We start from the raw sequence: 15,541 nt of genomic DNA, 5'->3' as shown, positions 1-15,541 counted from the left end.
CCGGCGCAGAAATCGGCTGCTGATTGATCCAGATCAGTAGCCATATCGGACGCGGGGGTTTATGGTAGGGGGTCCCTGAAAGGAGCCCTTGCATGAGCCTCACGTCCCCTGATGCTGCACCCAAGGCCCGCCGCGGTCGCCTGCTGACTGTCTGGACACCTGAAGACAAGGCGTTCTGGGTCCGCGAAGGCAGCGCCATCGCCAACGTCAATCTCTGGATTTCGGTTCCGGCCCTGTTCCTGGCCTTTGCCGTCTGGCAGATGTGGAGCGTGGTGGCGGTCAACCTGCCCAATCTCGGCTTCAAGTACACCGAAAACGAGCTGTTCTGGCTGGCGGCGCTGCCGGCCTTGTCCGGCGCCACGCTGCGCATCTTTTATTCCTTCATGGTGCCTGTGTTCGGCGGGCGGCGCTGGACGGCGCTGACCACGGCCAGCCTGCTGCTGCCCACGATCGGGGTAGGGCTGGCGGTCCAGGATCCGGACACGCCGTATTCCACCATGCTGATCCTGGCCCTGCTGTGCGGGCTGGGGGGCGGGAATTTCTCCTCGTCCATGTCCAACATCAGCTTTTTCTTTCCCAAGGAACGCAAGGGCTCGGCCCTGGGCCTGAACGCCGGCCTGGGCAATCTGGGGGTGTCCTCGGTGCAGTTTCTGGCGCCGCTGGTCATCACCCTGGGCATTCTCGGCCCCTGGGCGGGTGGTCCGCAGACGGCGCAGTTGTCCGGCGCCCACGGCGGTCCGACGGAAATCTGGGCGCAGAACGCGGCTTTCATCTGGGTGCCGTTCATCATCATCGTGTCGATGCTGGCCTGGGCCGGCATGCACGACATCGCGGATGCCAAGGCGTCTTTCCGTGAACAGGCGGTGATCTTTCAGCGTAAGCACAACTGGATCATGTGCTTCCTGTATCTGGGCACGTTCGGCTCTTTCATCGGCTTTTCCGCCGGTTTTCCGCTGCTGATCAAATACCTGTACCCCGACATCCGCCCGCTGCAGTACGCCTGGCTGGGGCCGCTGGTCGGGGCGATGGCGCGGCCCTTCGGCGGCTGGCTGTCCGACCGGATGGGCGGCGCGCGAGTGACGTTCTGGACCTTTTTCTGGATGACCCTGGGGGTGCTGGGGGTCATGGCCTCGCTGCCGTCCGGGCAGTCCCCGGGCAGCTTTTACGGTTTTCTGCTGTCCTTCCTGTTCCTGTTCTTCCTGACCGGCATCGGCAATGGCTCCACCTTTGCCATGATTCCGGTGATCTTCAATACGCTGGCGCAGCGCCGCCATGCGGCCGATGGGCCGGACGGCCAGATCCGGGCCGACACCGAGGGCGCCAAGGAATCCGCGGCCGTGCTGGGCTTCAGCGGCGCCATGGGGGCCTATGGCGGCTTCTTCATTCCCAAGAGCTTCGGCACGTCCTTCGAACTCACCGGCACCCCGTATGCCGCCTTGGTGTTTTTCGTGATTTTCTATGCCGTATCGATTGCCGTAACCTGGTGGTACTACTCGCGGCGCCGTGCCGAGATCCCGTGCTGACGCGCGGCGGCGCCGTCGGTATGCGGCCGAACCTTTTCTTAATGGAGCGCCCATCGTGAGCCATTTCATCGATCGCCTGAAATATTTCTCTCGCCCGAAGGAAACCTTTTCCGACGGCCACGGCGCCGTGGTCCACGAAGACCGCACCTGGGAAGACGCCTACCGCAACCGCTGGCAGCACGACAAGATCGTGCGCTCCACGCACGGCGTGAACTGCACCGGGTCCTGTTCCTGGAAAATCTACGTCAAGGGCGGCCTGGTCACCTGGGAGACCCAGCAGACCGACTATCCGCGCACCCGCCCGGACATGCCCAACCACGAACCGCGCGGCTGTCCGCGCGGGGCCACGTTCTCGTGGTACCTGTACAGCGCCAATCGCGTCAAATATCCGATGCTGCGCGGCCGCCTGGCCCGGCTGTGGCGCGAGCAGCGCAAGACCATGGGCGCCGTCCAGGCCTGGGAGGCCATCGTCTCCGATCCGGACAAGGCCGCCAGCTACAAGTCCGCGCGCGGCCTGGGCGGCTTCGTCCGCTCAAATTGGGACGAGGTCAACGAGATCGTCGCGGCGGCCAACATCCACACCATCAAGCGCCACGGCCCGGACCGCATCGCGGGCTTCTCGCCGATCCCGGCCATGTCCATGGTGTCCTACGCCTCGGGCAGCCGCTATCTGTCGTTGCTGGGCGGATCGCTGCTCAGCTTCTACGACTGGTATTGCGACCTGCCGCCCTCCAGCCCCCAGACCTGGGGCGAGCAGACCGACGTCAGCGAATCGGCCGATTGGTACAACTCGACCTTCATCATGTTGTGGGGCTCGAACGTGCCCCAGACCCGCACGCCCGACGCCCACTTCATGGTCGAGGCCCGCTACCGGGGCGCCAAGGTCGTGTCCGTGTTCCCGGACTACGCCGAAGGCGCCAAGTTCGGCGACATCTGGCTGCATCCCAAGCAGGGCACCGACGCGGCCCTGGCCCTGGCCATGGGCCACGTCATCCTCAAGGAATTCCACCTCGCGGGCAAGAGCGCCTATTTCGACCGCTACTGCCGCCAGTACACCGACATGCCCTTCCTGGTGCGCCTGGTGCGCCAGGGCGACCGCTACGTGCCCGACCGCAAGCTGCGGGCGGACGATTTCGCCGACCGGCTGGGCCAGGACAACAACCCCGAATGGAAGACCGTCGCCTGCGACGAGGACACGGGCGAACTGATCGTGCCCCAGGGCTCCATCGGTTTCCGCTGGGGGCAGCAGGAGGGCGGGGACGCCGGCAAATGGAACCTGGAATTGAAGGACGCCCGGGGCCATGAGGTGCGCCCGCGCCTGTCCCTGATCGATGCCTGCGACGAGGTCGCGCCGGTGGCCTTCCCGTATTTCGGCGGCATCCCGCATGATCACTTCAAGGGTACGGACCACGACGAAGTGCTGGTGCGCAACCTGCCCGTCAAGCGCATCCAGACCGCCGAAGGCGAGGTCCTGGTCGCCACGGTGTTCGATCTGTTCGTGGCCAACTACGGCATCGACCGGGGCCTGGGCGGCGACAACGCGGCGGCGTCCTATGACGACGACGTGCCCTACACCCCGGCCTGGCAGGAACGCATCACCGGGGTTCCGCGCGAACAGGTCATTACGGTGGCGCGCCAGTTTGCCGACAATGCCGACAAGACCGAAGGCAAGTCCATGGTCATTCTGGGCGCCGGCCTGAATCACTGGTATCACATGGACATGGCCTACCGGGGCATCATCAACCTGGTGTCCATGTGCGGTTGCGTCGGCCAGTCCGGCGGCGGCTGGTGTCACTACGTGGGCCAGGAAAAACTGCGCCCGCAGACCGGCTGGACCATGCTGACCTTCGCGCTGGACTGGCTGCGCCCGCCGCGCCACATGAACGGCACGTCCTTTTTCTACGCGCACAGCGATCAATGGCGCTATGAAAAGCTGCAGGTGCCGGAACTGCTTTCGCCGCTGGCGGATGCCTCGAAATACCAGGGCAGCCTGATCGACATGAACGTGCGCGCCGAGCGCATGGGCTGGCTGCCCACGGCGCCGCAGTTGCAGACCAATCCCTTGCAAGTGGCGCGCGCCGCCCGGGCGGCCGGTCAGGATCCCAAGGACTACGCCGTCAACAGCCTGCGCGACGGTTCGCTGAAATTCTCCTGCGAAGACCCGGACCATCCCGACAACTTCCCGCGCAACCTGTTCATCTGGCGCTCCAATATCCTGGGGTCCTCGGGCAAGGGGCACGAGTATTTCCTCAAGCACCTGCTGGGCACCCAGCACGGCGTGCAGGGCAAGGACCTGGGCGAAACGGGCGAGGCCAAACCGCTGGAAGTCACCTGGCGCGACGATGCGCCGCAGGGCAAGCTCGACCTGCTGGTGACCCTGGATTTCCGCATGTCCACGACCTGTGTCTATTCGGACGTGGTGCTGCCGACGGCCACCTGGTACGAAAAGAACGACCTGAACACGTCCGACATGCATCCCTTCATCCACCCGCTGTCGGCGGCCGTGGATCCGGTCTGGGAATCGCGCAGCGACTGGGAAATCTACAAGGGCCTGGCAAAGAAATTCTCCGAGCTGGCGGCCGATGCGGATCTGCCCGACGAGGACCTGGTGCTGCAGCCCCTGCAGCACGACTCTCCGGGCGAACTCAGCGATCCCTACGACGTACGCGAATGGCGCAAGGGTGAATGCGATCTGACGCCCGGCAAGACGATGCCGAACCTGATGGTCGTGAACCGGGACTACAAGCACGTCTACGAGCGTTTCACCACGCTCGGGCCGCTGGCGGAAAAACTGGGCAACGGCGGCAAGGGCATTGCCTGGGACACCAAGGAAGAAGTCGAATTCCTGGGCAAACTGAACGGCCGCGAGCGCGATCCCGGCGTCGGCCAGGGCCAGCCGCGCATCGTCACCGATATCGAGGCCTGCGAGACCATCCTGACCCTGGCGCCCGAGACCAACGGCCACGTGGCCTTGAAGGCCTGGGAGGCCCTGTCGAAAATCACCGGCCGGGATCACTCGCACCTGGTCAAGTCCAGCGAGCACGAAAAGATCCGCTTCCGCGACATCCAGGCGCAGCCGCGCAAGATCCTGACGTCGCCCACCTGGTCGGGGATCGAGTCCGACAAGGTCAGCTACAGCGCCGGCTACACCAATGTGCACGAACTGATCCCCTGGCGCACGCTGACCGGCCGCCAGGAGCTGTATCAGGACCACCCCTGGATGCGCGATTTCGGCGAATCCCTGTGCGTGTACCGGCCGCCGGTGGATACCAAGACCATCGCGCCCATGCTGGACGAGCGCTACAGCAACGGCGAGCCGCACGTGGTGCTGAACTTCCTCACGCCGCACCAGAAATGGGGGATTCACTCCACGTATTCCGACAACCTGATCATGCTGACGCTTTCGCGCGGCGGCCCGATCGTCTGGATGTCGGAGATCGACGCGGCCAAGGTCGGCATCGTGGATAACGACTGGATCGAGGTCTTCAACGTCAACGGGGCGCTGGTCGCCCGCGCCGTGGTCAGCCAGCGCGTGCCCGAGGGCATGACCATGATGTACCACGCCCAGGAAAAGATCGTGAACGTGCCGGGTTCGGAAATCACCGGCAAGCGCGGCGGGATCCACAATTCCGTGACCCGCACCGTGCTCAAGCCCACGCACATGATCGGCGGCTACGCCCAACTGTCCTACGGCTTCAACTACTACGGCACGGTGGGGTCGAACCGCGACGAGTTCGTGGTCGTGCGCAAACTGAAAAATGTCGACTGGATGGACGAGACCCACGAGGTTTCCGCCCAGACGCAGGCCTGAGGAGTCGTCCCATGAAAATCCGCGCGCAAGTCGCCATGGTCCTGAATCTGGACAAATGCATCGGCTGCCATACCTGTTCGATCACCTGCAAGAACGTCTGGACGTCCCGCGAAGGCATGGAATACGCCTGGTTCAACAACGTCGAGACCAAGCCCGGCGTGGGTTACCCCAAGGACTGGGAAAACCAGGACCGCTGGAACGGCGGTTGGCGCCGCCGCAACGACGGCCGCATCGAGCCGCGCCAGGGCGGCAAGCTGCGCCTGCTGTCGCGCATCTTCTCGAACCCGAACCTGCCTGAGATCGACGACTACTACGAGCCCTTTACCTACGATTACGACTACCTGCAAAAGGCCCCGGAACGCACCACGCCGCCCACGGCGCGGCCGCGTTCCCTGATCACCGGCCAGCGCATGGAAAAGATCGAGTGGGGTCCCAACTGGGAAGAAATCCTGGGCGGCGAGTTTTCCAAGCGCTCGCAGGACTACAACTTCGAGGCGGTGCAAAAGGACATCTACGGGCAGTTCGAGAACACCTTCATGATGTACCTGCCGCGCTTGTGCGAGCACTGCCTGAACCCCACCTGTGTGGCCAGTTGTCCGTCCGGTTCGATCTACAAGCGCGCCGAGGACGGGATCGTCCTGATCGACCAGGACAAGTGCCGCGGCTGGCGCATGTGCGTGTCCGGCTGTCCCTATAAAAAGATCTACTACAACTGGAAGTCCGGCAAGGCGGAAAAGTGCATCTTCTGCTATCCGCGCATCGAGGCCGGCATGCCCACGGTCTGCTCCGAGACCTGTGTGGGCCGGATCCGCTACCTGGGCGTGCTGCTGTATGACGCCGACGGCATCGAGGCCGCCGCCGGCACGCTTCATGAAAAGGACCTGTACCAGGCGCAACTGGACCTGTTCCTGGACCCGAACGACCCGGAAGTCCGCCGCCAGGCCCTGGCCGACGGCATCCCGGAAAACTGGCTGGATGCGGCCTGCAATTCTCCGGTCTACAAGATGGCCGTCGACTGGAAGATCGCCTTCCCCCTGCACCCGGAATACCGCACCCTGCCCATGGTCTGGTATGTGCCGCCGCTCTCGCCGATCCAGTCCGCCGCCAACAGCGGTCAGATCGGCGCCTTTGGCGAAATCCCCGATGTGCAGTCGCTGCGCATCCCCCTGCGCTACCTGGCCAATCTGCTGACGGCCGGCGACGAGGCCCCGATCGCCACGGCGCTGGAACGCCTGTTGGGCATGCGCGCCTTCATGCGGGCGCGCTCGGTGGACCGCCAGGAACGCCACGACATTCTCGATCAGGTCGGCCTGAGCCTGCACCAAGTCGAGGACATGCACCGCTACCTGGCCATCGCCAACTTCGAGGACCGTTTCGTGGTGCCGACCGCGCACCGTGAAAGCGCCGAGAACGCTTTCGAGATGCGCGGCGGCTGCGGCTTCACCTTTGGCAACGGCTGTTCGGGCGGCACGTCCGGGGGCTCGCTGTTCGGCAAACCGCGCAACAAGCGCAAGCCGAGCGTGGTGTTCCTCGACCCGGCCCGCACGGCCTGACAGGAGGCATGACATGGATACCGTCACGATGACCCGCCAGGCGCCGGTGTTTTCCGTCCTGTCCGTGCTGCTCGGCTATCCCGAGCGGGACTGGCTGGATGCCTTGCCGGAGCTGCATGCGACCCTGCCGGCCGAGGCGCGCACCCGGCTGGCGCCGCTGTTCGACTTTCTGGATCAGAGCGACGATCTGATCGACCTGCAGGAACAGTACGTCGCCACCTTCGACCGCCGGACCGCTCATTCCCTGCACCTGTTCGAGCACGTGCATGGCGAATCACGCGACCGGGGCCAGGCCATGGTGGACCTGCGCAACGAATACCTGAAGCACGGGCTGGAACCCGCCAGCATCGAGCTGCCGGATTATGTGCCGCTGTTCCTGGAATTTCTCGGTCAGATTCCCGCCGAGGCGGCCGAAGACCTGCTGGGCGACGCCATCCACGTGCTGGCCAGGCTGGGCGACAAGCTGGCGGAATCGGACAGCCCCTACGCCTGCCTGTTTGCCCAGTTGCGCACGATGACCGACGTCGAGCCCGAGGTCCTGCCCGATCCCCCCGAAGGGGACATGGAAGAAACCCTGATCACCTTCGGCCCGCAGGCCGACGGCACTGAACCGCTGCTGATGCGGCGTCCGGGCGGCGGGGACGGCGCGCAGCCCATCGTGTTCCATCCGCCCCGTGCCCGCAAGGCCGGCCCGGCCGGCGGCCAGGCCTGAGGAGATTCCGATGAAAGCCACACTCGATCTGTTCTTCTTCGGGGTGTATCCCTACATCGCCCTGACCGTGTTCCTCCTGGGCAGCCTGCTGCGCTTCGAGCGCGAGCAGTACACCTGGAAAAGCGACTCCAGCCAATTGCTGCGCCGGGGGTCGCTGCGCTGGGGCAGCAATCTGTTCCACATCGGGATCATTGCCCTGTTCTTCACCCACCTGGTGGGGCTGCTGACGCCGCCGGCCGTCTACCACGCCTTCGGCGTGACGACGCAGTTCAAGCAGTTGATGGCCATCGTGGTCGGCGCGATCCTGGGGGTCATGTGCCTGATCGGCCTGCTGCTGCTGATCCATCGCCGCTGGGTGGAAATCCGCCTGTTGCACAACAGCAGCACGTCCGACTGGGTGACGCTGCTGTGGGTGCTGCTGGTGCTGGTGGTGGGCATTGCCTCGATCTTCACGTCCGTGCACCACACCGACGGCGCGGTGATGATCCAGTTGGGCGAATGGGCCCAGCGCATCGTCACCTTCCGCGGCGGCGCGGTGGGCGCCATGGAGGGCGTCCCTGCGGTCTATCGCCTGCACATGGTGCTGGGCATGACGCTGTTCGTGATCTTCCCCTTTACCCGCCTGGTGCATGTGTGGTCGGGCTTTGCCTCGGTCACCTATCTGGTCCGGGCCTGGCAGATCGTGCGGTCGCGCTGACACGAGGGGGAACTGCATGATCACCGTCAACGACACGCTCATCACCGAGGACGAGATCCTGGCCGAGGTGCCGCGCCACCAGCGCGAAGCCAATCCCCGCCTGGCCGCCGGCCAGGAACTGGTGCTGCGCGCCCTGTGCCGCCAGCGTGCCGCCGAACTGGACCTGTCGGCCGAGGACGACGAGGCCCTGCTGGAATCCGTGCTGGCCCACGAGGTGCGTACGCCGCAGGCCGATGAGGCCAGTTGCCGCCGCTACTACGAGCAGCATCCCGACGAGTTCCGCGAAGGCGACCGGGTCGAGGCCTGGCACATCCTGTTCCAGGCGACCTCGGGGCTGGACGTGCAGAAACTGCGGACCCGGGCCAATGGCGTCCTGGCCGAACTGCACCGCGACGGCCTGGGCGCTTTTGCCGCCTGCGCCCAGCGCTATTCCAATTGCCCGTCCGGGGCCAAGGGCGGCGCCCTGGGCGAACTGGGCCGCGGCGAGATGGTGCCGGAATTCGAGCGGGCGGTCTTCGCCCTGCCGGAATACACCTTGGGCGGCGAGCTGGTCGAGACCCGCTTCGGTTTTCATATCGTACGCACCGGCCTCAAGGTCGAGGGTCATGCGCTGCCGTTCGAGGCGGTGCATGCGCGGCTGGCGGGCTGGCTGGAAGAAGCCAGCCGGCGGCGGGCGGTGCACCAGTACCTGCAGCAATTGGTGGGGGCGGCCAGGATCGAGGGCATCCCGATGTCGGGGGCGGAATCGCCGCTGGTGCAGTAACCGGTTGCTGTAGCCGGTTGCTGTTGCGCACGGAGGCGGCCGGTTCCCCTCCGCCCTGTTCGGCGGTCCTCCCTGCGGTCGGACTGCCCGGCCCTTCCTCGTACAGCCGGGCGGCGGGCAAACTCGGCCTACGGCCTCAGACAGTGCACGCCTTGTTCCCGGCTTCCCTTCGGAAGCGGCCGGCGCCTCACGCGGTTGTCGGGGAACCGGCCGCTTCCGTGCGGGTTGGTGTGATGCGGCCGGGCGGTATCGCTGGCGGGATGACATCCGCTAATGTATGGGCGTCCAGGTGGTCCATGAAGGCCTTCAGCGCACCCGCCACGATCGGGGTCAGGCCGCAGCAGCCGCTCAGGATGCAGTGGTTGTCGGCGCCCATGCACTCGACCAGGGCCAGATCGTTTTCCATGTCGCGGATCAGCGCGCCCAGGCGGATGTCTTCCGGTTCGTGGGCCAGTTCCATGCCGCCGTTCTTGCCGCGCACTGTGCGGATCCAGCCGCGCTGGGCCAGGCGGTGGGTGATCTTCATCAGGTGCGGTTCGGAAATGCCGTAGACCTGGGCGATCTCGGCGATCGTGCAGAGGCGGTCGCGGTGGCGGCCCAGATGGATCAGCAGCCGCACCGCGTAGTCGCTCATATTGGTCAGGCGCATGGCGTGTCCTGGATCGGGGCGGGCATCAGCGCGCCTGGGCCGGCTGGGCGGCGGGCCGGGGCGGCGCGACGGCGGGGGCGGGCTTGTCCGGCCGGGGTCGGATCAGCATCGGGGCGAAACGCCACAGGTAGAGGACCATGCACAGGATCCAGGCGCAGGCGGCCAGGTGCAGCAGGGCCTGGCTGGCGGTCGAAGGCCACAGCGCGGCCAGCCGGAAGACGACGGCGGCAATCATCAGCCAGTAGCTGGCCAGCATGCTGCGGTCCAGGGCCAGCGGGCGCCCCAGGTGGCCCAGGGCCGTGCGGGTCAGCATGCCGATGATCAGGATGCAGAAGCCGGCCATGCCGATCAGGTGGACGTGCGTGGCGCTGCGCGCCAGCAGGCCGCGCAGCAGCGTTGGATCGAACAGGCCGCTGATCTGGACCGCTGCGAACAGCAGGCCGAGACCGATGCAGGCGTAGCCCAGGTACAGAATCCACAGCATGGGCTTGGGCAGCACCGCCAGCGGTTTCCAGGCCAGCAACTGGCCCAGGCTGATCAGGCCGGTCAGCGCCAGGCTGAAGGCCATGAACAGCGGCAGGAAGGCCGGTCCGCCGGCGGCGGGCGGCACGATCTGCATCAGCACGCCGGCCGCCAGCGCCAGGGCGCTGAAGACCATCTGGACATGGCCGGAGCGGGTCAGCATGGGGATCTGCAGGCCTTGGACCATGCGCATGGCAAAGAAAGGGATGACGCGGCGGGCGATCAGCAGGGCGATCACGGCCATGCCGATCAGGCCCAGGTCGAAGCGCTGCATCAGCAGCGCGTAATCGCCGCGCAGGGCTGCCAGCAGATACAGCAGGTCGGCTGCGCCCAGCGCCAGCATGAGCACCGGCAGGCCATAGTTGCGGCGGCTGCGGCCCTTGACCATGACGCGCATCAGGCTGACGGCGGCGGTCAGGAAGAACAGCAGTTCGGCCGCCGTGGCGATCCAGAAGCCCGTCAGCCCGCCCGTCAGGAAGCCGGCGCGCGCGACGAGCCAGAGCAGGCACAGCAGGCCCAGGGGCCGGCCGGACAGGGGGTTGAAGCCGGTCCAGGTGGCGCTGGCGGTCAGCAGGAAGCCGACCGCGATGGTGATGATGAAGCCCCACAGCATTTCGTGGGCGTGCCAGTAGACCTGGGGCAGGGGGCCATCCAGCACCTGCGGGGCGAAGATCCACAAGGCGATGGAGATCAGCGCCCAGGCGGCGCCGGCCAGGTACAGCGGCCGGAATCCCAGGGCCAGGAAGGCGGTCATGGACGGCCGCGCCGGGGCGGCGGCCGGTTCCTCAATGTTGAGCAGGCGGGACATGGGCGTCGAACTCCGTCACGGGTTGGTCGGGCTGGCGGCTGATCTGATAGCCGTACCACAGGCTGCGGGCGATCCGCCGGGCGAAATCCTCGGCCTGGGCGACGAAGGCCGGGTTGTCGAATTCGTCCAGCGTGTCGCGAAACAGGTCCAGCCAGCGCACGAACATCGGGCCTTCCAGATCCGGCAGGGCGACGTGGCGCGGCATCGGCGTGCCGCTGTAGGTGCCGGTGCGCCGCAGCAGCGACGACCAGAAGCGCACCATGCGTTCCAGGTGTTCGTCCCAGTCGTCGATATGGGCGTCGAAGATCGGCCCCAGGACCGCGTCCTGGCGGACGCGGCGGTAGAAATGGTGGACGAGGGTCGTGATCTCGTCTTCGGTGCAGACGGGCGGGTCTTCCATGCGGCGGCCAGGTTGGATTCCAAAGATTCATATTATAGATATCTTCATAGGGAATCGCAAAATTAGTCAGGGAACGGCAGGGTAGGCGGGGCCGCCGGGCGCGGCGTTCAGTTATGATCAGAGTCTTCATCCGTCACCATTCTTCCTGGATCGCGCCCCTCGCGGCGCCGCTGGCCTGGCCCATCATGTCCGAACCTGTCACCCTGTCCTGCGTCATCCCTTGCCTGAACGAGCAGGCCAATCTGGGCGTGCTGCTGCCACAATTGCTGGCCATGCTGGCCGACCAGGATTGCACGCCGGAAATCATCGTCGTGGATGATGGCAGCACCGACGGCACGCCGGACCTGATGCGCCATTGGGCCAGCCTGCACCCGGAAATCGTCTATCTGCGCCTGTCGCGCAACTTTGGCAAAGAAGCCGCCCTGACCGCCGGCCTGGAGGCCGCGCGCGGCGATGCCGTGGTCTGCCTGGACGCCGACATGCAGCATCCGCCGGACATGATTCCCGCGATGCTGGCGCGTTGGCGCGCCGGGGTGCACATGATTTACGCCGTGCGCGCCACGCGCGACGACGAGACCTGGTTCAAGCGCATCGGCACCCGGCTGTTCTACGCCCTGATGCGGACGTCCGACGGCCTGGGCGTGCCGCCCAACGCGGGGGACTTCCGCCTGATGGACCGGGCCGTGGTCGACGCCCTGAAACAACTGCCGGAACGCGACCGCTTCATGAAGGGGCTGTTCGCCTGGGTCGGCTTTCAGTCCGAGGCCATGACCTATACGCCGCCCCAGCGGCTGCATGGCGTCAGCCGCTTCCGGCCCTTGAAACTGCTGCGTTTCGCCGTGGACGGGCTGACGGCCTTCACCACCTGGCCGCTGCGCCTGTTGAGCCTGATGGGCGCCTGCATCGCACTGCTGGCGTTCCTGTACGGCTTGCTCATCATCGTGTCGCATCTGCTCTATGGCGATGCGGTGCGCGGCTGGGCCACGCTGATTACCGTGATCCTGTTCTTTGCCGGGGTCAATCTGATGTCGCTGGGGGTGGTGGGCGAATACATCGCCCGCATCTTCACCGAGGTCAAGGGCCGGCCCGTCTATCTGCTGCGCGAACGCGCGGGCGCGGGACTGGACGGCGCCCGTTCAGTGCCCGGCCGGGGCGCCGAGCCCGGCCCCCGTCCCGGCCTGGCAGTCCCGCCGCCGCGCTATGCGCAGTCCGACACGGCCGCCGCTCCGGCGACCGATGAGTCGCTGCCGTCAGAAGGACGGCAGGCATGAAGGCGCCGGTATTCTGCACGCGGCTGGTGGATGCCGGTGAATCCGTCTGGCGGCGCTTGCAGGCGCGGCGCGCCTGGCCCTGGGTGGCGTTGTGCGTCTTTCTCTGGCTGGCGGCCACGACCTGGGCGTATCCGCTGCTGCTGCCCGACGAAGGCCGTTACGTCGGGGTGGCCTGGCACATGCTGGCTTCGGGGGACTACCTGACGCCGCGCCTGGACGGCATGCCTTTCTTTCACAAGCCGCCGCTGTTCTACTGGCTGACGTCGGCGTCCCTGGCGGTGTTCGGCGACAACGCCTGGGCCGGGCGGTTGTGCTCGGTGCTGGCCGCCACGGCGTTGGTGACGGTTTTTTACGTGTTTCTGCGCCGCTATGTCAGCGGCCGCACGGCGGGCCGCACGGCCCTGATCCTGGCCGTGCAGCCCTTTCTGTTCGGCGCGGCGCACTACGCCAACCTGGACATGCTGGTGGCCGCCCTGATGGGGCTGACCGTGATGGCGGGCGCCGATGCCGTATTTCGCCGCGAACAGCAGCGCCCGGATGCGGGGGCGCTGACCGCCATGTACGTGGCGGCCGCGGCCGGCTTTCTGGCCAAGGGCCTGATCGGCGTCGTGCTGCCGGGCGGGGTGCTGTTCTTCTGGCTGCTGGGCCGTCGCCGCTTCCGCGCGATGGGGCGCCTGCTGTGGTGGCCGGGCATCCTGCTGTTCCTGGCGCTGACCCTGCCCTGGATGGTCGTCATGGAAACGCGCCATCCCGGTTTCTTCGACTATTACATCGTCTACCAGCATTTCCAGCGTTTCCTGGAATCGGGCTTCAATAATCCGCATCCCTTCTGGTTCTACGTGCCGGTCGTGCTGGGGCTGACGCTGCCCTGGTCGATCCAGTTGTGGCGCTGGTGCCAGCCCCGGGGACCCTTGCAGACGGCCTTCGTGCCGCCCGCCCACCGGCCCGAGCAGGTCGACCGCCGGGTGCTGCGCGGCCTGATGCTGTCCTGGCTGGCCGTGGTGCTGGTGTTCTTTTCGATTCCCACCTCGAAACTGGTGGGTTATGTGATCGCCGTGCTGCCGCCGCTGGCCTGGTTCATCCAGGAAACCTTCGAGCAGCGCGAAGAGTCCACCGCCCCGGGGGCGGGCCGCAGCCTGGTGCGTCACGCTCTGATTGCGGGCGGCTTGTGCCTGCTGGCCGTGGCGGCGCTGGTGCTGTTCCCGCAGCGCAGCACGAAAAGCCTGGCCCAGGTCCTGGCCGCCGAGGCGACGCCCGGCGACCAGTTGGTGATGCTGGACCAGTATGCCTACGACGTACCGATGTACGCCGGCTGGCGCGGCCCGGTCGTGGCCGTCTCGCATTGGGATGATCCGGCTGTCATGCAAGGCGATGACTGGCGCCGCGAATTGGCCGATGCGGCCACGTTCACGCCCGACAAGGGGGCCGACCGGCTGTGGCTGCCGTCACAATTGCAAACCTATCTGTGCGATCCGGGCCATGCGACGACCTGGATGCTGGCCTGGCTGGACGAGGCCGACCGTTATCCGGCGCTGATGGACCGCGAGCCCCTGGCGCGCACGCCCAGGATGGGCCTGTGGCGCGTCCCGGCCGCTGAAACCGTCAATGGCTGTGGCGAAACGCCCAGTAGCGCCCCAGAATGAAGGTCATCCCGGCGATGCCGATCAGCACCAGGGCCAGCAGCACGTCGTAGCGGATCGCCGTCAGGCGCAGCAGCGTGGCGTAGGCCGCCTCGTTGACGGCGAAACCCAGCGCCGACACCAGGAAGAACCGCACCGCCGCGCGCCGCAGCGGCGCGTGCTGGTGGCGGAAGGTCAGGCGGTAGTGGCCTGCAAAGGACACGCCGAACGCCACCAGCCAGCCGATGACGTTGGCGATCAGCGGCGCCAGGCCTCCCCAGGCGACGCAGGCCACGGCGACCGCCCAGTGGGTGGCCGCCGCCGCGCAGCCTACAATGACGAACCAGCCGATCTGGGCAGCGAGTTTTTTGAACATGGATCCGGATTCACACGCATCAGGGCATCAGTACCGGCGCATTGTATTGTGCGCCGATGATTTCGGGATGAACCCGGCGGTGAACGCCGGTATTCTGTCGCTGGCCGGGCGCGGCCGCTTGTCGGCCACCAGCCTGCTGGTCGACGGTCCGGCCGCGCGCCGGGACACGGCGGCCTTGCAGGCGTCCGGGCTGCAGGTCGGCCTGCACCTGAACTTCACCGAATCCTTTGGCCAGCCCGGCCTGTGCCTGCCCCTGGGGACGCTGATCCGCACGGCCTGGCTGGGGCGCCTGCCCGGCGACGCTGTGCGCGAGACCGTGCGGCGGCAGTTGGCGCTGTTCCAGGACATCATGGGCCGGGCGCCCGATTACGTGGACGGCCATCAGCACGTGCACCAATTGCCGTGCATCCGCGACGCGCTGCTCGAATCCCTGCCTGAACCCCGCGACGGCCGGCCCTGGGTCCGCGACGTCGGGCGGCCCCGCATGGAGGGCCTGCCGCCGCGTTTGCGCTTCAAGGCCGCCGTCATCGCCGGGCTGGGCGCCGCCGGTCTGCGGCAGCGTGCGCGTGCGCGCGGCCATGCCTTCAATCCCGGCTTTCTGGGCGTGTATGATTTCCAGGGTGGCGTCCCGGCCTACGAGGGCTGGATGCGCCGCTGGCTGGCGTCGTGCTGCGACGGTGACGTGCTGATGTGCCATCCCGCGCTGGGCGCGGAGGGCGCCGACAGCCTGTCGGCGCAGCGCCAGGCCGAATACGAAGTGCTGGCGGGCCCCCTGATGGGGCGGCTGCTGGCGGAGCATCACCTGACCATCGAAGGCGCGGTTGACCGCCCCTAGGA

13 protein-coding genes are annotated in these 15,541 nt (G+C 66.6%); 9 read left to right on the top strand and 4 right to left on the bottom strand.

Annotation, left to right across the window (positions count from 1 at the left end):
• Positions 1–92 precede the first annotated feature (92 nt).
• Genes ACFO0J_RS03895 through ACFO0J_RS03870 form a run of 6 tightly spaced genes read left to right on the top strand, consistent with a single transcriptional unit; the run spans position 93 to position 9,059 of the window.
• Positions 93–1,523: a NarK family nitrate/nitrite MFS transporter gene (locus tag ACFO0J_RS03895; RefSeq protein WP_376811738.1), complete on the top strand. Its 1,431-nt coding sequence runs from the start codon at positions 93–95 to the stop codon at positions 1,521–1,523.
• A gap of 55 nt (positions 1,524–1,578) precedes the next feature.
• Positions 1,579–5,334, top strand: a complete 3,756-nt coding sequence (locus tag ACFO0J_RS03890) for a nitrate reductase subunit alpha (RefSeq protein ID WP_376811737.1) — start codon at positions 1,579–1,581, stop codon at positions 5,332–5,334.
• Between the two features lie 11 nt (positions 5,335–5,345).
• Complete coding sequence (gene narH / locus ACFO0J_RS03885) at positions 5,346–6,887, top strand: nitrate reductase subunit beta (RefSeq protein ID WP_376811736.1); 1,542 nt, start codon at positions 5,346–5,348, stop codon at positions 6,885–6,887.
• Between the two features lie 13 nt (positions 6,888–6,900).
• Positions 6,901–7,599, top strand: a complete 699-nt coding sequence (narJ, locus tag ACFO0J_RS03880) for a nitrate reductase molybdenum cofactor assembly chaperone (protein WP_376811735.1) — start codon at positions 6,901–6,903, stop codon at positions 7,597–7,599.
• Positions 7,600–7,609: 10 nt separating this feature from the next.
• Complete coding sequence (gene narI / locus ACFO0J_RS03875) at positions 7,610–8,296, top strand: respiratory nitrate reductase subunit gamma (protein WP_376811734.1); 687 nt, start codon at positions 7,610–7,612, stop codon at positions 8,294–8,296.
• 16 nt (positions 8,297–8,312) lie between these two features.
• Positions 8,313–9,059 (top strand): peptidylprolyl isomerase, encoded by a 747-nt coding sequence (locus tag ACFO0J_RS03870; RefSeq protein WP_376811733.1) that lies wholly within the window; start codon positions 8,313–8,315, stop codon positions 9,057–9,059.
• 187 nt (positions 9,060–9,246) lie between these two features.
• Here ACFO0J_RS03870 and ACFO0J_RS03865 read toward each other — a convergent pair whose 3' ends face one another.
• The 3 genes from ACFO0J_RS03865 to ACFO0J_RS03855 are packed head-to-tail and all read right to left on the bottom strand — an operon-like array spanning position 9,247 to position 11,438.
• Positions 9,247–9,708, bottom strand: a complete 462-nt coding sequence (locus ACFO0J_RS03865) for an RrF2 family transcriptional regulator (RefSeq protein WP_376811732.1) — start codon at positions 9,706–9,708, stop codon at positions 9,247–9,249.
• A gap of 25 nt (positions 9,709–9,733) precedes the next feature.
• Positions 9,734–11,038, bottom strand: coding sequence for an NnrS family protein (locus ACFO0J_RS03860; RefSeq protein ID WP_376811731.1), 1,305 nt, complete (start codon positions 11,036–11,038; stop codon positions 9,734–9,736).
• Positions 11,016–11,438 (bottom strand): group III truncated hemoglobin, encoded by a 423-nt coding sequence (locus tag ACFO0J_RS03855; RefSeq protein WP_376811730.1) that lies wholly within the window; start codon positions 11,436–11,438, stop codon positions 11,016–11,018. Before ACFO0J_RS03855 ends, ACFO0J_RS03860 begins: the two co-directional genes overlap by 23 nt.
• Positions 11,439–11,623: 185 nt before the next feature.
• Here ACFO0J_RS03855 and ACFO0J_RS03850 point away from each other — a divergent pair, with 185 nt between their 5' ends.
• Complete coding sequence (locus ACFO0J_RS03850; protein ID WP_376811995.1) at positions 11,624–12,709, top strand: glycosyltransferase family 2 protein; 1,086 nt, start codon at positions 11,624–11,626, stop codon at positions 12,707–12,709.
• Positions 12,706–14,352 carry an ArnT family glycosyltransferase gene (locus ACFO0J_RS03845; protein ID WP_376811729.1) on the top strand — a complete coding sequence of 549 codons (1,647 nt, stop codon included), beginning with the start codon at positions 12,706–12,708 and terminating at the stop codon, positions 14,350–14,352. The genes ACFO0J_RS03850 and ACFO0J_RS03845 overlap by 4 nt, the downstream gene beginning before the upstream one ends.
• On the opposite strand, the gene ACFO0J_RS03840 is transcribed toward ACFO0J_RS03845, so the two are convergent.
• Positions 14,312–14,704, bottom strand: coding sequence for a GtrA family protein (locus ACFO0J_RS03840; RefSeq protein ID WP_376811728.1), 393 nt, complete (start codon positions 14,702–14,704; stop codon positions 14,312–14,314). The two genes, ACFO0J_RS03845 and ACFO0J_RS03840, sit on opposite strands and share 41 nt — an antisense overlap.
• Here ACFO0J_RS03840 and ACFO0J_RS03835 point away from each other — a divergent pair.
• Positions 14,664–15,539, top strand: coding sequence for a ChbG/HpnK family deacetylase (locus ACFO0J_RS03835; RefSeq protein WP_376811727.1), 876 nt, complete (start codon positions 14,664–14,666; stop codon positions 15,537–15,539). The two genes, ACFO0J_RS03840 and ACFO0J_RS03835, sit on opposite strands and share 41 nt — an antisense overlap.
• Positions 15,540–15,541: the final 2 nt, after the last annotated feature.

The organism is Castellaniella hirudinis (genome assembly GCF_042651965.1).
Lineage (GTDB): Bacteria > Pseudomonadota > Gammaproteobacteria > Burkholderiales > Burkholderiaceae_B > Castellaniella > Castellaniella hirudinis.
The sequence above is the reverse complement of the archived record's forward strand: the minus strand, read 5'-3'. Positions and strand labels throughout refer to the sequence as shown.